The organism is Streptomyces sp. NBC_01520 (assembly GCF_045040375.1).
Classification (GTDB): Bacteria; Actinomycetota; Actinomycetes; order Streptomycetales; family Streptomycetaceae; genus Streptomyces.
Genome location: NZ_CP109404.1, coordinates 6,718,368 through 6,737,836, shown reverse-complemented (window position 1 = coordinate 6,737,836; position 19,469 = coordinate 6,718,368). Strand labels below are relative to the sequence as shown.

At 72.6% G+C, this 19,469-nt stretch carries 16 protein-coding genes and 1 tRNA gene; 11 read left to right on the top strand and 6 right to left on the bottom strand.

The features are described 5' to 3' along the window. Positions 1 to 8 precede the first annotated feature (8 nt). The gene (locus OG524_RS30375; protein WP_405387513.1) at positions 9 to 614 is read left to right on the top strand and encodes an NTP transferase domain-containing protein; all 606 of its coding nucleotides are present in this window, start codon (positions 9 to 11) and stop codon (positions 612 to 614) included. Between the two features lie 257 nt (positions 615 to 871). Continuing rightward, positions 872 to 2,491 carry a malate synthase A gene (gene aceB / locus OG524_RS30370; protein WP_405387514.1) on the top strand — a complete coding sequence of 540 codons (1,620 nt, stop codon included), beginning with the start codon at positions 872 to 874 and terminating at the stop codon, positions 2,489 to 2,491. 48 nt (positions 2,492 to 2,539) lie between these two features. Here the strand turns inward: aceB and OG524_RS30365 are convergent, their stop codons facing one another. Beyond that, positions 2,540 to 2,887, bottom strand: a complete 348-nt coding sequence (locus OG524_RS30365; protein WP_405387515.1) for a hypothetical protein — start codon at positions 2,885 to 2,887, stop codon at positions 2,540 to 2,542. A gap of 179 nt (positions 2,888 to 3,066) precedes the next feature. On the opposite strand from OG524_RS30365, the gene OG524_RS30360 reads away from it, so the two are divergent. From OG524_RS30360 to OG524_RS30340, 5 genes are all read left to right on the top strand, one after another. Further along, positions 3,067 to 3,139: transfer RNA gene (locus tag OG524_RS30360), tRNA-Arg, on the top strand. A 106-nt stretch (positions 3,140 to 3,245) separates the two neighbouring features. Next, positions 3,246 to 4,382 (top strand): gala protein, encoded by a 1,137-nt coding sequence (locus tag OG524_RS30355; protein WP_405812039.1) that lies wholly within the window; start codon positions 3,246 to 3,248, stop codon positions 4,380 to 4,382. Further along, complete coding sequence (locus tag OG524_RS30350; RefSeq protein WP_405387517.1) at positions 4,379 to 6,124, top strand: ankyrin repeat domain-containing protein; 1,746 nt, start codon at positions 4,379 to 4,381, stop codon at positions 6,122 to 6,124. Before OG524_RS30355 ends, OG524_RS30350 begins: the two co-directional genes overlap by 4 nt. Beyond that, positions 6,121 to 7,338, top strand: a complete 1,218-nt coding sequence (locus tag OG524_RS30345) for an AAA family ATPase (protein WP_405387518.1) — start codon at positions 6,121 to 6,123, stop codon at positions 7,336 to 7,338. Before OG524_RS30350 ends, OG524_RS30345 begins: the two co-directional genes overlap by 4 nt. Continuing rightward, the gene (locus OG524_RS30340) at positions 7,331 to 8,506 is read left to right on the top strand and encodes a DUF2201 family putative metallopeptidase (RefSeq protein ID WP_405812038.1); all 1,176 of its coding nucleotides are present in this window, start codon (positions 7,331 to 7,333) and stop codon (positions 8,504 to 8,506) included. The genes OG524_RS30345 and OG524_RS30340 overlap by 8 nt, the downstream gene beginning before the upstream one ends. Before the next feature lie 190 nt (positions 8,507 to 8,696). Here the strand turns inward: OG524_RS30340 and OG524_RS30335 are convergent, their stop codons facing one another. After that, positions 8,697 to 9,674 carry a fibronectin type III domain-containing protein gene (locus OG524_RS30335; protein WP_405812037.1) on the bottom strand — a complete coding sequence of 326 codons (978 nt, stop codon included), beginning with the start codon at positions 9,672 to 9,674 and terminating at the stop codon, positions 8,697 to 8,699. Positions 9,675 to 9,806: 132 nt separating this feature from the next. Here OG524_RS30335 and OG524_RS30330 point away from each other — a divergent pair, with 132 nt between their 5' ends. After that, a complete protein-coding gene (locus tag OG524_RS30330; protein ID WP_405387521.1) occupies positions 9,807 to 10,415 on the top strand; it encodes a TIGR03086 family metal-binding protein in 609 nt (202 codons plus the stop codon). Between the two features lie 271 nt (positions 10,416 to 10,686). Here OG524_RS30330 and OG524_RS30325 read toward each other — a convergent pair whose 3' ends face one another. Next, entirely contained in the window at positions 10,687 to 12,840 is a 2,154-nt protein-coding gene (locus tag OG524_RS30325; protein ID WP_405812036.1) for a hypothetical protein, read from the bottom strand. A gap of 179 nt (positions 12,841 to 13,019) precedes the next feature. Continuing rightward, positions 13,020 to 13,700, bottom strand: coding sequence for an alpha/beta fold hydrolase (locus tag OG524_RS30320; RefSeq protein WP_405387523.1), 681 nt, complete (start codon positions 13,698 to 13,700; stop codon positions 13,020 to 13,022). 64 nt (positions 13,701 to 13,764) lie between these two features. On the opposite strand from OG524_RS30320, the gene OG524_RS30315 reads away from it, so the two are divergent. The 3 genes from OG524_RS30315 (at position 13,765) to OG524_RS30305 (ending at position 16,177) form a co-directional block, all read left to right on the top strand. Then, the gene (locus OG524_RS30315) at positions 13,765 to 14,568 is read left to right on the top strand and encodes a chitosanase (RefSeq protein ID WP_405387524.1); all 804 of its coding nucleotides are present in this window, start codon (positions 13,765 to 13,767) and stop codon (positions 14,566 to 14,568) included. Between the two features lie 186 nt (positions 14,569 to 14,754). Then, positions 14,755 to 15,045, top strand: a complete 291-nt coding sequence (locus OG524_RS30310; protein ID WP_405812035.1) for a hypothetical protein — start codon at positions 14,755 to 14,757, stop codon at positions 15,043 to 15,045. Positions 15,046 to 15,280: 235 nt separating this feature from the next. Further along, the gene (locus tag OG524_RS30305) at positions 15,281 to 16,177 is read left to right on the top strand and encodes a chitosanase (RefSeq protein WP_405387526.1); all 897 of its coding nucleotides are present in this window, start codon (positions 15,281 to 15,283) and stop codon (positions 16,175 to 16,177) included. Between the two features lie 77 nt (positions 16,178 to 16,254). On the opposite strand, the gene OG524_RS30300 is transcribed toward OG524_RS30305, so the two are convergent. Then, a complete protein-coding gene (locus OG524_RS30300) occupies positions 16,255 to 17,694 on the bottom strand; it encodes a nucleobase:cation symporter-2 family protein (RefSeq protein WP_405812034.1) in 1,440 nt (479 codons plus the stop codon). A gap of 262 nt (positions 17,695 to 17,956) precedes the next feature. Beyond that, a complete protein-coding gene (locus OG524_RS30295; protein ID WP_405812033.1) occupies positions 17,957 to 19,354 on the bottom strand; it encodes an 8-oxoguanine deaminase in 1,398 nt (465 codons plus the stop codon). Positions 19,355 to 19,469: the final 115 nt, after the last annotated feature.

Sequence of the window (19,469 nt, the reverse complement as noted above, 5' to 3'; positions counted from 1 at the left end):
CAGGGCTCATGGCTCACACACAACCCGCCCCCGTGGTCGCCGGACTGCTGCTCGCCGCAGGTGGCGGCCGTCGGCTCGGTGGCCGGCCGAAGGCTCTGCTGGAACACCGAGACCGCCCGCTGGTCGAGCACGCGGTGCGGGCGCTGCGCAACGGCGGGTGCGGCCCCGTCCATGTGGTGCTGGGCGCCGCGGCCGAGGAGGTACGGGCACGGGCGGACATCTCGGGGTGCGTGGTGACCGTCAACCCCTGGTGGGAGGAGGGCATGGGCTCCTCGCTCCGGGCGGGGCTCGGAGTCCTGGTCGGCTCGGACGTGGACGCGGCACTCGTAGCCCTGGTCGACCAGCCGGGGATCGGCGCGGAGGCGGTGGCGCGGGTGCGGTCGGCCTACCGCACCCGCAGGACCCTCGCGGCGGCGGCGTACGACGGGCGGCGGGGCCATCCGGTGCTGTTCGGGGCCGACCGGTGGGCGGACATCGCCGCGGGCGCGATCGGCGACCGGGGCGCCCGGGAGTACCTGCGCACGCACCACGATGCGATCACGCTCGTCGAGTGTTCCGATGTGGCTCAGGCGTTCGACATCGACAGGCCGGAGGACCTCACACGACTGGAGTGAACGGACGGTACGCACCCTGGCACGGTGCGCCACCGTGACCGGACCTCTGTCGACCCGGAGAATCTCGACATCAACAAACCATTGAACTTCCACCATGAGGAAACTAATATCCACTGATCAGAAGCTCGCAGTACCGCTTCTGCCCCCGGACGGCACCCACGGCCGTAACTCGGAGCCCTGGCACCCCGTGCCGCACCGGGCGACCCGGCGACCGTGGCCACACCGTCCGCACCGCCCCGCTGAAGGAGTGACAGCTCATGTCCGCACCAGCGCCGTCCCCGCTGGCCGTCGTCGACGCCGAGTCCCTGCCGAGGCAGGACGAGGTCCTGACCGATGCGGCCCTCGCGTTCGTGGCCGAGCTGCACCGCCGGTTCACGCCGCGGCGCGACGAGCTGCTCGCCCGCCGGGGCGAGCGCCGCGCCGAGATCGCGCGCACCTCCACGCTGGACTTCCTGCCGGAAACGGCGGCGATCCGCGCGGACGACTCCTGGAAGGTCGCACCGGCCCCGGCCGCGCTGAACGACCGCCGGGTGGAGATCACCGGTCCGACCGACCGCAAGATGACCATCAACGCCCTGAACTCGGGCGCCAAGGTCTGGCTCGCCGACTTCGAGGACGCGTCCGCCCCCACGTGGGAGAACGTGATCACCGGCCAGCTCAACCTGATCGACGCGTACACCCGGAACATCGACTTCACCGACCCGAAGTCCGGCAAGTCGTACGCCCTCAAGCCCGCCGACGAGCTCGCGACCGTGGTCACCCGCCCGCGCGGCTGGCACCTGGACGAGCGGCACCTCCAGCTGGACGGCACCCCGGTGCCCGGCGCGCTGGTCGACTTCGGCCTCTACTTCTTCCACAACGCGCAGCGGCTGATCGATCTCGGCAAGGGCCCGTACTTCTATCTCCCGAAGACGGAGTCGCACCTGGAGGCCCGCCTCTGGAACGACATCTTCGTCTTCGCCCAGGACTACGTCGGCATCCCGCAGGGAACGGTCCGCGCGACCGTTCTGATCGAGACGATCACCGCTGCGTACGAGATGGAGGAGATCCTCTACGAGCTGCGCGACCACGCCTCCGGGCTGAACGCGGGCCGTTGGGACTACCTCTTCTCCATCGTCAAGAACTTCCGTGACGGCGGCCCGAAGTTCGTGCTGCCGGACCGCAACCTGGTCACGATGACCGCCCCGTTCATGCGGGCGTACACCGAACTCCTGGTCCGCACCTGCCACAAGCGCGGGGCGCACGCCATCGGCGGCATGGCCGCCTTCATCCCCTCGCGGCGCGACGCCGAGGTCAACAAGGTCGCCTTCGAGAAGGTCAAGGCCGACAAGGACCGCGAGGCGAACGACGGCTTCGACGGCTCCTGGGTGGCCCACCCGGACCTCGTCCCGATCGCCATGGCCTCGTTCGACGCGGTCCTCGGCGAGAAGCCGAACCAGAAGGAACGGCTGCGCGAGGACGTCTCGGTCGCGGCCGGCGACCTGATCGCCATCGACTCCCTGGACGCGAAGCCCACGTACGACGGCCTGCGCAACGCCGTCGCGGTCGGCATCCGCTACATCGAGGCATGGCTGCGGGGCATGGGCGCGGTCGCCATCTTCAACCTGATGGAGGACGCGGCCACCGCGGAGATCTCGCGCTCGCAGATCTGGCAGTGGATCAACGCGGACGTGGTCTTCGAGAACGGCGAACACGCCACCGCGGACCTGGCCCGCAGCATCGCGGCCGAGGAACTGACCGCGATCCGCACGGAGCTCGGCGACGAGACCTTCGAGGCGGGCAAGTGGCAGCAGGCCCACGACCTGCTGCTCCAGGTCTCGCTCGACCAGGACTACGCGGACTTCCTGACGCTGCCGGCGTACGAGCAGCTGCGCTGACCCCCGTACGCCCGGGTCACGTACACCGGAGCGCCGCAACCCCATCCGTCACCGGCCGGGGTTGCGGCGCTTCCGGCATGCGGGCAGGTCGGCGGCGATCATGCGGAGGAAGCGGAGCACGCCCCACAGGAGCAGCACGTTCACGGCCGCCCCGAGGCCGCTCGCGAGAGCTGTGCCCAGCGCGCCCGCCTCGCCCCCTCCTCCGCCGAGGTCACCGAACATCGCGGCCGGCGGCATGAGAACGAAGACGTACAGCACGTTCAGTCCGGGCTGCGACAGCCAGAAGACCAGCGGGTCCGCCGGTGAGGGGCCGTGGGCGCCCGTGACCAGCCCGGTGGTGATCATGACGGCGACGTACGTGAGGGCGACGATCCGCCAGGTGCGGGGGCGGCTCATCGGTGCGGACCTCTCGCCGGGGGCAGGGGAAGCGGTCGCACGGTACGACCGCCCCCCCTATTATTGAACACGTTCGAAAGCTATCTCGCCCCGCCCCGGGGGTCCGCACAACGGGTCATCGCGCAACAGTCGTACTGGCGTGCGACTTTCGGCCTTCTGGCGCTATGATCACGCACGGCAAGGCTGTAGCGCAGAGGTCGTCGCGCCCTAGCATCGAGCTGGAGGACGTCGGTTCGAATCCGACCGGTCTTGCCGCCTTTTCGTGGAGGAAAGTCGATGGTGTCGGCGTCCTGGACGGGCGGCGGACGCGGTCGTCGTCCGTTCCCGCCGGATTCCGGCGAGGGACTGGGGAGTTGTGATGTCGCAGCCAATGCCCGTGCGCTGCCCCGCGATCGAGCACCCGGACATTCCGCTCGCCGACGCGGCACTGCTGGATCCGCTGCTGGCACGGCTCGCGGAGGAACGGCCCGTCGGGGCGGACGAGGTGTTCCCGCTGGGAACCCTGCGTGCCGACGGACGGGTCGATCTGTGCAAGCAGGGGCTCGGGGCCGCCGGTGCGGCCCGGGTGATGCCCGCTCTCGTACGGTCCGCGCACACCACCCATGTGCTGCTCGGCACCAACTCCCTGGGGGACGAGGGTGTGCGTGCGGTCGCGGACGCGCTCCGCGGCGGCCGTCACGCGCTGCGGACCGTCTATCTCGGCTGCAACCGCATCGGGGCCGAGGGCGCAGCCGCGCTCGCCGACGCGCTGAGCGAGGACGACACCGTCAGGGCCCTGTGGCTGAAGCGCAATCCGCTGGGCGACACCGGTGTGCGGGTCCTCGCGCGGATGCTGGCCCGCAACACCGCGCTGCGCACACTCGACCTGGTCAACAGCGGGATCACCGCCGCCGGACTGGAGGTGCTGCTCGGGGTGCTGTCGGAGCGGGAGCGGCCCGTGGAGCGGCTGTTCCTCGGCGGCAACGGGCTGGGCGCCGAGACCGCGCCCGCTCTCGCCGCGCTGATCCGTGAGGCGGGCGTGCGCGAGCTGTACCTGCCGGCCAACCACCTGGGCGACGCGGGAGCCGCCGTGCTCGCCGCCGCGGCGGATCCGGCGCGCCCGGTGCGGCTCGGGCTCGGCGGCAACGGCATCGGGCCGGCGGGGGCGTGCGCGCTGGCCGGTGCGCTCGACGGGATCGAGGCCCTGGACCTCGGGCGCCCGATGTCGGAGCGCAGCCTCGGGGCGACGGGCAACGTGACGGGTGACGTCGGGGCCGGTGCGCTGGCCGAGGCGCTGCGCGGCAGCCCGCTGCGGCGCCTGGAGCTGGCCCACACCGGGCTGACCGGGCGGGGCGCGAAGGCTCTGCTCGGCGCGGTGGGGGCGGACTCCCGGCTGGAGTACGTGGGGCTCGGTCCGGGGCTCCCCCGGAAGGTGAAGCGGTCCTTCGCGACGCGGCTGCGCCCGGACGGCGGCGCCCACGCGGACCTGCGTGCGATACGGAGCGTCTACCGGTGACGCGCCGGCCCGGCCACGTGTACCTCTCGGCCGAGACCGCGTCGAGTCTGCGGAGGGTGCGTCAGTACGCGGTGCCCCGCCGGATGGTCGAGCGGGCGACGGAACGCCGGCTGGCGGGTGACTGGCGGGGAGCTCTCGCCGTGGCCGGATTCGATGTGGCCTTCGACCCGGCGCAGGTGGCGGACGAGCACGGTACGGCTGTGGCCGGGGCGCTCCTGTCGGACCTCCGGCAGCTGGTGCCCGACCTGGTGCGCTGGCATCTGCCGCGGGTACTCGGGGGGCGCTCGACGATCGCCACCGACCGCACGGTCGTCCTGGCGGGCTACGGCGACGGGTCCGGTCTGCCCCTCGCGCCGTATCTGCATCTGCGTACGCCCTCGATGGTCGACGGTCCGCAGCGGCTCAGGCTCAATTTCGGTGCCGTCCCGGCGGAGACCTCTCCCGGTGTGTTCGGCGCAGGCACCGAGGACTGGCGGGCGGCCCGGTACGTGTGGGACGCCCGGCGTACGGAGGACCTGCGCGCCGCGGCGGGCGCCGGAGGGCGGATCCCGTTCCTCCATGACGACGGAACACACCGCACGGTGCGGGAACTCGCCTCGCCCGGCCACGGCGACGCCGTGGCGCGGGCGGAGCGGGTGGCTCTGCTGCACCAGGACCGCAAGGTGGCCGAGGCGTTCGAGGCCGCGGGCATCGAATGGGATCCGACGCCGCCGCAGTCGGAGCGCTCGTGGTACCGCGTGAGCCCGGAGGAGGTCGTCGCCTGGCTCGCGGTCGACATCCCCCGGCTGGAGGCGGGAGTGCGGCGGTCGACGGCCGTGGCCGGCACGGAGCGCTTCCGGATCGGTGCTCACTGGCGTGGGCACCTCCTGCTGGAACTCACCGGCCACAGCGCGGGCGGGCGGCTCCGGGCGAGTGTCGTGGAACCCGGGACGGCCGAGACCGCGGCCTTCCTCCCCGAGGTGGTCTGGCGCCGGCTTCCCGACCTCGATCTGCTGCGCGCCGGCGGTATGCCGGCGCGGTGGCTGCATCCGCTCGTGGCGGGGGCGCTCTTCCCCGCGCTCGAAGGCCCGTTCGGTGCGCCGGAGCCGCCCGCTCCGCGTCCCGTGCGGGTGCGGTGCCGCGGTGAATGGCACGAAGTCGTGTTCCGGGACGGGGCACTTCGCTCCCCGCACACCGACGAGGAGCGGCACCGTGAGAGCGCCATGCGTGCGTTCGGCGGGGCCGTGGCCGGCTGCTTCGCGGTCGAGCACACCTGTACGTCGGGGACGGGGCGGCTGCCCAAGGGGCTGCGGGCGCAGCGCCAGGAGCTGTTCCTGCGCGTCCAGCACGGGGACACCCAGGGCGTCCTGGAGCTGCTGGACGCGGGTGTCGACCTGCGCGTACGGGACGGCAGGCGGCGCGGGCTGCTGCATGTGCTCCACCTGCTCGACCACGAGGCGCTGCTGCCCCGGCTGCTCGCGGCGGGGCTCGACCTCGAAGCCCTGGATCACCATGACCGGACCCCGCTGGGTGTCGTGGTGAGCGAAGGCGGTTCCGCCGCGCTGGTGCGGGCGCTGCTCGACGCGGGGGCCCGCATCGACGTGATCGACCAGACGGAGTTCTCGCTGGCCCAGGTGGTCCGCCGGTACAAGCGCAAGGACCTGGGCTTCCTCCGTGCGCGGGTGCTGGCCGAGCACCCGGGCATCGGGGCGGAGTGGTACGAGGAGTGGCAGCAGCAGAAGGAAGAGGACGAGGAAGAGTGAGCACCACCGACACCACCGTCCGGCCCGCGTCCGCGGCCCCCGGCCCGTTGGACGCGGCGGACGAGCTCAACCGCCGGCTGCGCACCACGCGCACCGAGCCGTCCAGCAGTCCTCAACTGGAGGCTCTCGCACTGGCGGTGACGGCCAATCAGCCGGTGCTGCTGTGGGGCGAGCCCGGGATCGGCAAGTCCGCCGGCATGGAGCAGCTCGCCGCCGGTCTGGGTCTCGGCCTGGAGACGGTCATCGCCAGCGTCCACGAGCCGTCGGACTTCGCCGGTCTGCCGGTCGTGGGTGACGATCCGGCGGAGACGGGTGTGCCCATGGCGCCGCCGGACTGGGCGGTGCGCCTCGCCCGTACCGGCCGGGGGCTGCTCTTCTTCGACGAGCTGTCGTCGGCGCCGCCCGCCGTGCAGGCGGCGTTGCTGCGGGTCGTGCTCGAACGCCGGGTGGGCAGCCTGGTGCTGCCGGAGGCGGTACGCATCGTGGCTGCGGCCAACCCTCCGTCGAGCGCGGCGGACGGCTGGCATCTCAGTCCGCCGCTCGCCAACCGGTTCGTCCATCTGCAGTGGACGCACGACCCGCGCACCGTCGCCCGCGGAATGGCGGGGACGTGGCCCGCGCTGGGCGTGCCGGTCGTGGAACCCGCCAAGGTTCCGGGGGCGGCGGCGCGGGCGCGGGGTGCGGTCTCCGGTTTCCTGACGGCGCGGCCCGGTCTCGTCCACCACATCCCGGCCGACGCGGAGAGCCGGGGCCGGGCCTGGCCGTCCCCGCGCACCTGGGACATGGCCCTGCGCCTGCTCGCCACCGGCTACGCGACGGATGCCGGACGTGAGGCGGTCGCCGCCGCGCTCACCGGCGCGGTCGGGGACGGTGCGGGCATCGAGCTGCTGTCCTACCTGGAACATCTGGACCTGCCCGACCCTGACCGGGTGCTGGCCGACCCGGACGCATTCGCGCTCCCCGAGCGCGGGGACCGGCAGCTCGCCTTCCTGATCGCGGTCGTCGCCGCGGTGCAGGGCGACCTGACCCGGAAGCGCTGGGAGGCGGGCTGGGCCGTGCTGGCCAAGGCCGTCGACGCGGGGGTGCCCGACGTGGCCGCCCGTGCCGCGGTCGACCTGGCGGCGATGCGCAGCCTCGACTGGCCGGTGCCGCCGGGGATCGACGGGTTCCTGGATCTGCTGAGGCAGTCCGGCGCCCTTCCCCAGGGTGGCTGAACTGGACACGACGAAGCTCCTCGCGGCGCGCTACCGGGCGGCCCAGGACCGCCCCTACCTGGCGTCGGCCCTGTACGCGCTGACGGTGGTGCCGAGCGACGAGGTGCCGACCATGGGCGTGGACCGGCACTGGCGCTGCTACGTGTCGTCCGGGTTCGTGGACCGGACGCCGGTGGCGGAGCTGGCGGCGGTGTGGGTGCACGAGGTGGCGCATCTGCTGCGTGACCACCACGGGCGGGCCGAGCTGCTGCCCGCGGCGGACCAGCGGGACCGGCACCGGGTGAACGTCGCGCAGGACTGCGAGATCAACGACGACCTGGTCTCCGACGGGCTGCCGCTGCCCGCAGGGCGGCTCGAACCGCGTCTCTTCGGCCTTCCGGAGGGTCAGATCTTCGAGGTGTATCTGGCGGCCCTGCCCCCGTCCGCCTTCACCCACGACTGCGGGTCGGGCGCCCACGGACAGCCGGTTCCCTGGGAGTTGAGCGGGCCGGACAAGGGCCCGAAGGGTGTCGGCACGGTCGAGGCCGAGGCGCTGAGGCGCCACACGGCGGAGGCGATGCGCGCCCATGTGCGCAGCAGGGGCACGCTGCCCGGTGGCTGGCGGCGCTGGGCGGACGAGATCCTGGAACCCACGGTCGACTGGCGGCAGGCACTCGCGGGCGCGGTACGGGAGGCCGCCGCCTGGGCGGCCGGAGCGATCGACTACACCTACCGCCGGCCGTCCCGCCGGAGCGCGGCGCTGCGCGGTGTCGTCCTGCCGAGCCTCCGCCGGCCGCTGCCCAGGGTGGCGGTCGTCATCGACACGTCGGGGTCGATGGGTGACGCCGAGATCGCCGCGGCCCTGGCCGAGGTCACCGGCGTACTGCGCGAGGTGGGGATCCGGGGCAACCGGGTGACCGTCCTGGCCTGCGACGCGGATGTGCAGGCGGTCTCGCGGGTGACGTCCACGGAGCAGATCACGCTGGGCGGTGGTGGCGGCACCGACATGCGGGTGGGGATCGCGGCGGCGCTGGAGGTGCGGGAGCGCCCGCACATCGTCATCGTCCTGACGGACGGCTACACCCCCTGGCCGGACGAGACCCCGTCGTGCCGGATCGTCGCCGCGCTCATCGGCCCGTCGGCCCCGGCCGCACCCTCGTGGGTCGAGACGGTACGCATCACCGACTGACCGGCGTCCGGGGGGCGTCGGCAGGAGTGGGGGGACGGTTTCCGCCCGGCACTCTCCGTACCGCAGCCGGTGGTGGAGCGGGCTCAGGAGCGCGGTGGCCGCGATGCCGCAGGACACCTCGAAGGACGGACTCAGCGGGCCGTCCGAGGCGCCCGGGGCGATCCGGGTCGTTGCTGTGCCGCTGTTGCCGTCAGCCGGTCAGCACGACCGTGCGCTGGGCGGAGAAGTCGCCCCACGTCCCGTCGGGCAGTTTCGCCCGGATCTTGAGCGAGTAGCGCGTGCCGGGCGGATCGGTGGCGGTGAGCCGGTAGGTCGCCCGCCCGGTGGGCGGGGTGCCGCCCCAGACGATCGTGGTGGTCAGCTTCCCGTTCAGGTACAGCTGGTAGGCGGGGATCGTGCCGCCGGTGTCCGGCTGGTCCCAGGACAGGTCGATCACGGATTCCCTGCCCTCGGTGGCCGCCTCCGTCCGCAGTCCGGTGGGTGCCGTACCGGCCGGCGCACCGGGGGCGGAGGCGGTGGTGAGGTCGAGCGGGTCGCTGTCCGGGGAGGACTTCTCGGCGGCGTCCCTGGCGCGGACGGTGAAGGTGTAGACGGTGCCGGGGCGCAGTCCGGTGAGGCGGGCCGTGGTCTGTGTTCCGGGCACGCTGTGGATCCGGGAGTCCTCCTGGTAGATGTCGTACGAGGTGACTTTGACGTCGTCCGTGGAACCGCCCCAGGACAGGGTGACCGTACTGCCGTTCACGGCCTTGCCGCGCAGCTTCACCGGCCCTGTCGGCGGCTCGGCGTCGGTGGGGGTGGGGGCGGGCGTGGTGACGGGGACGGCGGTGCTCGGGGCGGAGAGGTTCCCCGCGGCGTCGCGGGCCCGGACGGTGAACGTGTACGTGGTGGAGGCGGTCAGCCCGTCGATGTCGGTCATCCGCTTGGTGGCCGGTACCGATCCGGCCTTCCTGCCCTCGCGGTACACCTCGTAGCCGGTGATTCCCTTGTTGTCCGAGGCCTGTTCCCACATGACGTGCACGGATGTGGCGCTGCCGGCCTGCGCGGTCACTCCCTCGGGTGCCGTCGGTTTCTGGGTGTCCGCTTCCGCGGTTCCTCCGCAGGCGGTGAGCGCGGCGAGGAGCAGGGTGGCGGAGCAGGCCGACGCGGTGCGTGCGTGGGGGCGTTGCACGGTGATGCCTTCCGTCCGAAGCAATGGTCCAGACCTGTATGCCATGTCGGTGGGGGTGCCGACAAGGGGCTGGATCGGAACGTGCCGCAATGTCCGCGATGAGTTCCGGGCTCCGGAACGGTCTGAAGAAGTATGGATACGCACAGCGGGACCGCACCCGCTCTCGACCTGGAACCGGCGGCCCGGCAGATCGGCGAACTGATCCGCTCGCTCGACGACCGGCAGTTGTCCGGGCCCACACCCTGCCCGGACTACTCGGTCCGTGAGCTGGTCGCCCATGTGCTCGGACTGTCCGTCGCCTTCCGTGACGCGGCACGCAAGGACCTGGGGCCGACCACGGACACCTCACCGGACTCGGCGCTGCCGGTCCTCCCCGACGGCTGGCGGGAGTCGCTGCCTCCGCTGCTGGACGAGCTCGTCACGGCGTGGCGGGCGCCCGCCGCCCAGGAGGGCATGACACGGGCCGGCGGGGTGGACCTGCCCGGCGCGGTGGCCGCTATGGTCGTGTCGAACGAGCTCCTCGTGCACGGCTGGGACCTGGCCCGGTCGACCGGTCAGGAATTCCGGGCCGACGAGGCAGGGCTGCGCTCGTCGGAGGCGCTGCTGACCCCCGCGGACGACGACGGGCCGGGTCCTGGCGAGCTGTTCGGCCCGCCCGTGCCGGTACCGCCGGACGCGCCGCTGCTCGACCGTGTGATCGCGCTGAGCGGCCGCCGCCCGGACTGGCGGCCGGGCGGCTGACAGCGGGGAGCGTGGGGCGGCTCGCGCATCGAAGCGGAATCTGCGGACCGGGCCCGGGGGCGGACCGGCGGGCGACGACGAAGGGAAGGAACCCGCACGCCCGCGCAGAAGCGGAACGCTCCCGACGTCGCTCGGCCTGCCGCGCGGCAGGCCCACGCGTATCGCTCAGGGCGGGCAGGGCGGAGCCGCCGTGCACACCTCAGGACCACCCGCGCGGCCGACACGCCCTGTCCCCGCCTGACCGGGGCCGCACACCACACACCCGGGCCGCTCAGGCCCCCGCCGCGGCCGGGCCCGCGCTCAGAACCCGCAGCACCTCCCTGGCCTGTTCCCGCAGCCGGTCGTCCGTGGCGGCGATGGTGGTCTCCACCCCGGAGGCCGTCACTCTCAGATCCCGCTCGGCCAGGGCGGCCAGCCGCCGCCCGTGGTCCTCGGTCAGCGCGTCCGGGCCGAGGGCACGGAGCGCCTCCAGCGCCGTGGCCGCGTCGGCGTCCTCCTCCGCGGAGTCCAGCAACAGCCCGGCCGCCGTGCGCACATCGAGTGTCCCGGGCGCGATCGCGTGCAGGGCGAGCACTGCCGCCGGGGTGTGGAGCGGATCCGTGAGCAGCGCCTCAAGTGCGGGTACGAGTGGACGGCCCCTGTCCCCCAGCTGGGCGGCGACCCGCGCGGCTCTCACGAGGGTCCAGCGGATCCAGCTCAGCCCGGTCTCGCCCAGCACTCCGGCCAGGAGCCGCAGCGGCTCCTCGGCCCGGCCCGTGATCCGCCACAGCGCGTCGGCGATCGCGACATCGGCGTCCAGGTGCGGGACGATGCGGGACGCCCCGGGGGTGCTCGCCGCCGCTATGAGGGCGGGCACCAGCTCCGCCGCCCGGGGGCCCAGCTCGGCGGCGGCGGTCGCGGTCTCCCGTATCCGGTTCCCGTCACCGGTCAGCTGCGCGGCCAGGACGATCAGCGACGGACCGGTGTCATCGGTGAGCTGCCACACGGCCTGAGCCGCTGCGAGCCGGGCCTCGGGCGGTCCCGTCCGGGCCGCCCGGCGCAGGAGTCCGCCCGTCGCCCCACTGTCTTCCGGTGGGCAGACTGCGGCCAGAGCCCTCGCCATCGGCTGTGGGAACGCAGGCAGCGCGGCGCCCAGTTCGGGCAGGGCGGCGGCTGCCCCGCTCCCCCAGGACTCCAGCAGCGCCGCGTACCTGAAGGGTTCGTTGTCCCTCAGCTTCTCCGGCGTGGCCAGCCGGGCGCGGACCGCCGTGAGCATCCTGGCGTCGAACGGAACCGTGGGCGCGGTGGCGAGCAGCCCGCCGCAGGCGGCGGCGAGTGCCCGGGGCCGGTTCTCCAGGTCACGGGCGAGGAGGGGCACGGCGCGCTCCGGGTCCACGTACACCAGCGCTTCGAGGGCTCGGTCGGCCAGGTCACCGCCGGTCTCGGCGAGTTCGGCCAGGGCGGGAGCCACTGCGGCAGCACGGCGGCCCAGCAGTCGGAGCAGCGAGAGTGCCTGCCCGGCGCCGGAGGGGTCGCCGAGGACCGTGGCGACGAGCGGGCCGGCCAGCCGGTCCGGCGCGCTGCGGGAGATCTGGCAGGCGGACTCCGCCGCCCACAGGGCCTCCGTACGCACCTCGGGCCGCTCATTGCGCAGTGCGGCGTCCAGGAGTCCGTACACGGCGTCGCGGTCGGCGTCCGTGTCGCGGAGCAGGAGCTCCGAGACCACGTACTGAAGGGGTTCGTTCCGGTCGAGGTCGATGCGGCCGGCGACCAGATCGTCGGCCGGGAGCAGGTCGAGCATCGTTGTCCGATGCTCGTCGGTCCAGGGCACACCCGCGTCCACGCAAGCGAGCAGCGCGGCGATGCGCAGCTCCCCCGGCCCGTCCGGACCGATGGCCCCGGCCGCCAGGCCTGCGGTGCCCTCCGGGTCCAGGTGGGCCAGGCCGCCGAGCAGTTCGGCCCGGACCAGCGGCTCCTGCTCCGTCCGGAAGCGGCTCCGCAGCGCCGGATACACCTGGTCCGTGGCCCCGGTCATGGCCGCCGCCCAGACGGCGACCTGCCGCACGGAGGCGTTCCCGTCCTCCGACGAGGCCAGCAGCAGGGGGAGTTGGGCGGTCACGGCCCGCCGGCAGGCGGCCTCGTCGCTCTCCCCCTCGTCCGCCCCGCCCTCCGCTATCCCGCCGAGCAGGCCCAGCACTTCCGCGGGACGGACCCCCGCACCGGCGAGCCGTGCGAGATACGGGACGGCGTGCGCCGTCGCCTCGTACACCGAGCCCTGGTGCAGGATGCTCCCGTACAGCTCGCCGAGTGCTTCGCCGGCCCGCTCCTCGTCCTCGTCCGTCAGCGCCCGCAGGCAGTCGGGCACGTCGGCGGCGCTGCCGTAGGCGTGCTGGTAGGCGGCCCACGGCTGGGCGTCGAGATCGGCCAAGAGGGGTGCGAGATCCATGGGACGAATCCTGGCACCCGGCACTGACAACGCCCTTCCCCCGGACTCGGACAGGGCCCGGACCGGCCCCCTGCCCGGACCCACCGACGCCCGACGCCCGGCGACGGGCGACGGGCGACGGGCGACGGGCGACGGGCGACGGGCGACGGGCGACGGGCGACGGGCGACGGGCGACGGGTTCAGCTGGTGAAGAACTCGGTGATCTGCTGTGCCACCTGGTCCGCGTGCCGCTCGTGCACCTGGTGGCCGCCGCCCAGCGTGATCAGCCGGCAGTCGGGGATGAGGGAGGCCATGTCGGGCAGCCGGTCCTGCGGCATGGCGCTCTCCGGTCCGCCGGCGATCATCAGGGTCGGTGCGACGATCTGTCCCAGCTCCTCCTCCCACCGCGGATCGGGGGCGGCGATCTGGGCCCTGATCTCCGGGACGGCGTTCTCGTCGTAGTCCACCCGGCCGGTGGGGAGGCTGCCCGCCTCCTGCCCCGGGAAGGGCGGCGGGGTCTCCACGAGCGCCAGCCGCTCGACCCGGTCCGCGTGCTCCTCGGCGAGCAGGTAGGCGACGACTCCGCCCATCGAGTGCCCGACGATGCCGACCCGGTCGAGCTCGCACGCGTCGAGGAAGCCGAGGACGTCGTCCCTCATCTGCTCGAACGCGTACTCGTCCGGCCAGTCGCTCTCGCCGTGGCCGCGCAGGTCCAGGGCGTACACCCGCCATTCCTCGCCGAGCTGGTTGCCCACCGCCTCCCAGCTCGCGGACGAGCCGCCGAGGCCGTGCAGCAGGACGACGGGCGAGCCGAAGGAATCGCCCCAGGTCCGATACGCCAGCCGCACATCGCCGACGTCCACAACAGACTGATCTTCCATGCCCCGAACGCTACAGCCGGACGGCACCCGCCGGTCCCGGACCCCCGCCTGGCACGCTTGGCGGGTGAAGCCCCTACGTCTCGCCCTCGCCGCCACCGTGGTCCTCGTCCTGACCAGCTGCTCCGGTTCCGCCACCGGCGCCCCGGAGAAGGGACTCGACGATCCGGCGAAGAAGGACATCGCCATGCGGCTGGTGTCCAGCGCGGAGAACTCCTCGCTGGACTGGAAGGCACAGTACGGCTACATCGAGGACATCGGCGACGGCCGGGGCTACACGGCCGGCATCATCGGATTCTGCTCCGGCACCGGCGACATGCTGAAGGTCGTCGAGCGGTACGGGAAGGCCCGCCCGGGAAACGCGCTCGTACGTTTCCTGCCGGCGTTGCGGGCGGTGGACGGCAGCGATTCGCACGAGGGACTCGGGGACGCGTTCACCGCGGCCTGGACGAGGGCTGCCACCGATCCGGCGTTCCGGTCGGCGCAGAACACGGAGCGTGACGAGACGTACTTCGACCCGGCGGTCGCCCGGGCCGAGGCGGACGGGCTCGGCGCCCTGGGGCAGTTCATCTACTACGACGCGTACGTGATGCACGGTTACGCGGACGCGAAGGGCACGGTCGGCTTCCGCACGATCCGCGCCCAGGCCCTCGCGGCGGCAGGTACGCCGTCCGAGGGGGGCGACGAGGAGGCCTATCTGAACGCCTTCCTGGACGCCCGGGTGGCCGCGGTCCGCAAGGAACCCTCGCACAGCGACACCAGCCGGGTGGAGACGGCTCAGCGCGTCTTCGTGCGCGAAGGCAAACTCCAGCTGGAGACCCCGCTGGCGTGGCGGGTGTACGGCGAGAGCTTCCGCATCCCCCGCGGCTGAACACCTGCCGACCGGGCGCGCGAAGCATCCGCCCGCTGATCGCGCGCACCGGTTCACGCTCCCATGACCTGCGCTTCCATCCGGGCGACCTCTGTGCGGATCCGCCCGATACCCACCGGTGGCGAGCCCCGTCGGGACGGGTGCGGCTGCGCGCACCGGGCGCCGCGGAACGTCCGGGAGGGACTGATGACGAAGAACATGTTCCTGACCGCAATGATCCTGGCGGCCGGCCTCGGACTGGCCGCGAGCCCGACCGCCCAGGCCGAGCCGGGGGCCGTCGCCGCCGGCTCGACGGCGACGGCGGCTCGACGGCGACGGCGGCTCGGCGGCGGCACAGCGGCGGCACCGGCCGCCGTCTGCACGGTCGACGACGACGGCGTGAACTTCCGCGGCGGCCCGGGCACGGAGTACCCCGTGCCCGGCCAGGTGAACCGGGGCAGAACCTCGACTCCCGCGGCCGGCAGGGCAACTGGCTGACGGGTGACCTGTGGGGCGGTCGCACCGGCGTCTGGATCCATGTGGCCTACCTCGACTGCTGAGCGTCACCGCTCCGGGCCCCGCACCGCACCACCGCGCATGGTGCGGGACTCCCGTGCCTCCGCGAGGAAAGTTCTCGGTCCGCGCGTGCCCAGGGGTGTACCGGACACTCCGAAGCCTGATAGGAAAGCTTCCTAACAGAACATTGGAACGGCGAACTCCCTCTGGAGGACTGGTGCATCACCCCCACAACAGCACCGCACGTCGCACCACCAGCACCACTGAAATCACTCGCGCCATTCGCCTCACCCGACCCATCGGTCTTGCCGTGGTGGCCCTCGGGCTGACGCTCACGGCCATTCCGGTCACCGCCCAGGCCGGTGTCCCCACGCCACCGGCCGTACATCACCTGGAGGCCGCCGCGACCGGGCTCGACGATCCGGCGAAGAAGGACATCGCCATGCAGTTGGTGTCCAGCGCGGAGAACTCCTCGCTGGACTGGAAGGCACAGTACGACTACATCGAGGACATCGGCGACGGCCGGGGCTACACGGCCGGCATCATCGGATTCTGCTCCGGCACCGGCGACATGCTCGACCTGGTCGAGCTGTACACGGAGCGGAAGCCGGGCAACGTACTCGCGAAGTACCTGCCCGCCCTGCGCGCCGTGGACGGGTCCGACTCGCACGAGGGCCTCGACCCGGGGTTCACCGGGGACTGGGCCGAGGCCGCGACCGATCCGGCGTTCGAACAGGCGCAGAACGACGAGCGGGACCGGGTCTACTTCGACCCGGCGGTGAGCCGGGGCAAGGCCGACGGCCTCGGCACGCTGGGCCAGTTCGCGTACTACGACGCCATCGTCATGCACGGCGGCGGCAACGACAGCACGAGCTTCGGCTCCATCCGGCAGATGGCCCTGGCGCAGGCACGGCCGCCGTCGCAGGGCGGTGACGAGGTCGCCTACCTCGACGCGTTCCTGGACGCGCGGGTCTGGGCGATGCGGCAGGAGGAGGCCCACTCGGACACCAGCCGGGTGGACACGGCCCAGCGGGTCTTCCTGCGGAACGGCAATCTGGATCTGGATCCGCCGCTGGACTGGCACGTGTACGGAGACGCCTTCCACATCGGCTGACCTCCGGCACCGGGCGCGCGTACGACGGTTCCCGTACGGGGCCGTCGTACGCGCGCCGGGCTGTCGAAGCCCTCTCGTCAGTGGGCGACGGGCAGCGCCATCGGGTCCTTCGGCTGCCCGCTCCCCCTGGTCTCCCCCTCCGCTTCCGCCTCTGTGTCTGTGTCGGCGGACAGCTTGCGGCCGAGGTGGTTGAACGCCAGGTTCAGCAGGATCGCCACGACGCAGCCCGTGGAGATGCCCGAGTCGAGGACGACGAGCAGGTCCTCGGGGAAGGCGTGGTAGAAGTCCGGCGCGGCGATCGGGATCAGGCCGATGCCCACGGCGGTCGCGACGATCAGTGCGTTCTCGCCCTTCTCCAGGGCCGCGGCTGCCAGTGTCTGGATACCGCTCGCGGCGACCGATCCGAAGAGGACGATGCCGGCGCCGCCGAGTACGGGCAGCGGTACGAGGGCGATGACGGACGCGGCGACGGGGACCAGGCCGAGCACCACGAGGATGACTCCGCCCGCGGCGACGACGAACCGGCTGCGGACCTTGGTCATGGCGACCAGCCCGATGTTCTGGGCGAACGCGCTGCACATGAATCCGTTGAAGAGCGGGCTGATGGCGCTGCCCAGTGTGTCGGCGCGCAGACCGCCCTCGATGGTCCGCTCGTCCGCCGGACGGCCGACTATCTTGCCGAGGGCCAGCATGTCGGCGGTGGACTCGGTCATGCAGACCAGCATCACGATGCACATCGAGACGATTGCGGCGATCTCGAACTGCGGTGCCCCGAAGTGGAACGGCGTCGGGAAGCCGACCAGGTCGGCGTCCCCGAGGGCCCCGAAGTCGGTGATGCCGACGGGGATCGCGATGAGCGTGCCGATGACGAGGCCGAGCAGGATCGCGATCTGCTGGAGGAAGCCGCGCAGGAGTTTGCGCAGGGCGAGCACGATCACGAGCGTGACGGCGGCCATCGTGATGTTGGTCGTCGAACCGTAGTCGTCGGCGCCCGCGTTGCCGCCCTGGGACCAGTTGAAGGCGACGGGCAGCAGCGAGACACCTATCAGGGTGATGACGGTGCCGGTGACGACGGGCGGGAAGAACCGGACGAGTTTGCAGAAGTACGGGGCGAGTACGAAGCCGAGGAGGCTGGCGACGATGATCGCGCCGAAGATGACGGCGATGCCGTCGTGTCCCCGGTCCTTGCCGATCGCGATCATCGGGGTCACCCCGGCGAACGAGACGCCGTTGACGAACGGCAGCCGGGCGCCGACGCGCCAGAAGCCGAGGGTCTGGAGCAGGGTCGCTATGCCGGCGGTGAAGAGGCTCGCCCCCATGAGGAAGGCGGTCTCGGTGGCGGTGAGGCCCACGGCGGGCCCCACGATCATGGGCGGGGCCACCACGCCCGCGTACATCGCGGCCACGTGCTGCAGACCGCTGGTGAACATCTTCAGTGGGGGGAGCGTCTCGTCGACCGGGTGTTTCGGGTCGGCGTCTTCGGATGGGACTGTGCGAAACCTGGGCGTAGCTGCCACGGCGGCTTCCTCCGGTCGGGTACGCGTCGGGGACGCGGGTGTCAGGGAGGTGGTGCTGAGTGGTGCGTTGATGCAGGTCGTGCAGCTGATGCGGCAGCTTTCGTCACCGGTACGGGGCGTGTGCGCCGGGCAGGTGCGTCCGGGCACACGCTCCCGCAGCGGCTGCCGTGGATCCTTCCGGGTCCACGGCGGCCGGCCGAGGGCCGTCCCCCTCGGCCGGCCTGTCAGGGGAGGGTGGGGCGGGTGGGAGGTGTGCGGAGCGTCAGGCTCCGGCGGCGATCCGCGCCAGACGCCGGGCCTCGTCGCGGGTCGCGCGGGCGATGGCGTCCTCGTCCACCGTGATGAGGTGGTTGTCCTCGACGACGGTCCTGCCGTTGACGAGGGAGAGGGTGACGGGTGCCGCGGCGCCGAAGACGAGTGCGGTCACCGGGTCGGCGATGGAGGCGTGGGCGAGGGTGTCGAGCTTCCACAGGACGAGGTCGGCGAGCTTGCCGGCCTCCAGGGAGCCGATCTCCTGGGCACGGCCGAGGACCTGCGCACCGCCGTACGTCCCCAGGCGCAGGGCCTGACGGGCGTTGAGTGCCTTCTCGCGGTGGGCGCCGAGCCGGTTGATGAGGAGGGCGTTGCGCAGTTCGGTGTGGAGTTCGCCGGACTCGTTGGACGCGGTGCCGTCGACGCCGAGGCCGACGGGGACGCCCGCCGCGAGCATGTCGGGGACGCGGGCGATGCCTGCGGCGAGGCGGGCGTTGGAGGACGGGCAGTGTGCGACGCCGGTGCCGGTGCGGGCGAAGGCGGCGATGTCGGAGTCGTTCATGTGGACGCAGTGCGCCATCCACACGTCGTCGCCGAGCCAGCCCGTCGACTCGAAGTAGTCGGTCGGGCCCATGCCGAACAGTTCCTTGCAGAACTGTTCCTCCTCGACGGTCTCCGAGCCGTGTGTGTGCAGGCGCACTCCGCGGCGGCGGGCCAGTTCGGCGCCCTGCCTGAGGAGTTCGGTCGACACGGAGAAGGGGGAGCAGGGCGCGACGGCGATCCGGGTCATCGCGTCGAACGAGGCGTCGTGGTGTGCGTCGATGGTCGCCTCGGTGGCGGCGAGTGCCCCGTCGAGGGTCTCCACGGCGAAGTCCGGCGGCAGTCCGCCGTCCTTCTCGCTGCGGTCCATGGAGCCGCGGGCGAGGGTGAAGCGTACGCCCATGTCGCGGGCGGCCCCGATGATGGCGCCGGACAGGTCGCCGGAACCCCGCGGGTAGACGTAGTGGTGGTCCATCGCTGTGGTGACCCCGCCGCGGGCCATCATGGCGAGGGAGCCCTGGGCGGCGGCACGGGCCATCGGCTCGTCGATGCGCGCCCACGTCGGGTACAGGGCGACCAGCCAGTCGAACAGGTTGTGGTCGGTCGCGAGACCCCTGGTGATCCACTGGTAGAAGTGGTGGTGGGTGTTGACCAGGCCGGGCGTGACGAGGTGGCCGGTGCCGTCGACGCGCCGTACGACGCCTTCGAGGCCCTCGGGCGCGCTGCCCGCGCCGACGGATTCGATGCGGTTGCCCGCCACGACGACATGGCCCGAGGCGTATTCGGTGTCGTGGGCGTCGACGGTCGCGATCGAACAGTTCTCGATGACGATGCGTTCTGTGGGCCTGGGGTCCGCCGAAGCTGCCATGGTGCTTCCTTCTTCTGTCTCTGGCGATGTGGGCACGGCAGGACCCTAGGAGGATTTGAGTGCCACGGCGGCGAGGCGGACGCCGTGGGTGCCGAGGGGTGGAGAGGACGTCCGG

What these genes read in the sequence shown, in the direction of transcription:
- OG524_RS30375 (WP_405387513.1), top strand. Translation starts at nt 9, where the DNA reads ATGGCTCACACACAACCCGCCCCCGTGGTCGCCGGACTGCTGCTCGCC.
- aceB (WP_405387514.1), top strand. Translation starts at nt 872, where the DNA reads ATGTCCGCACCAGCGCCGTCCCCGCTGGCCGTCGTCGACGCCGAGTCC.
- OG524_RS30365 (WP_405387515.1), bottom strand. Translation starts at nt 2,887, where the DNA reads ATGAGCCGCCCCCGCACCTGGCGGATCGTCGCCCTCACGTACGTCGCC.
- OG524_RS30355 (WP_405812039.1), top strand. Translation starts at nt 3,246, where the DNA reads ATGTCGCAGCCAATGCCCGTGCGCTGCCCCGCGATCGAGCACCCGGAC.
- OG524_RS30330 (WP_405387521.1), top strand. Translation starts at nt 9,807, where the DNA reads ATGGATACGCACAGCGGGACCGCACCCGCTCTCGACCTGGAACCGGCG.
- OG524_RS30325 (WP_405812036.1), bottom strand. Translation starts at nt 12,840, where the DNA reads ATGGATCTCGCACCCCTCTTGGCCGATCTCGACGCCCAGCCGTGGGCC.
- OG524_RS30320 (WP_405387523.1), bottom strand. Translation starts at nt 13,700, where the DNA reads ATGGAAGATCAGTCTGTTGTGGACGTCGGCGATGTGCGGCTGGCGTAT.
- OG524_RS30310 (WP_405812035.1), top strand. Translation starts at nt 14,755, where the DNA reads ATGACGAAGAACATGTTCCTGACCGCAATGATCCTGGCGGCCGGCCTC.
- OG524_RS30295 (WP_405812033.1), bottom strand. Translation starts at nt 19,354, where the DNA reads ATGGCAGCTTCGGCGGACCCCAGGCCCACAGAACGCATCGTCATCGAG.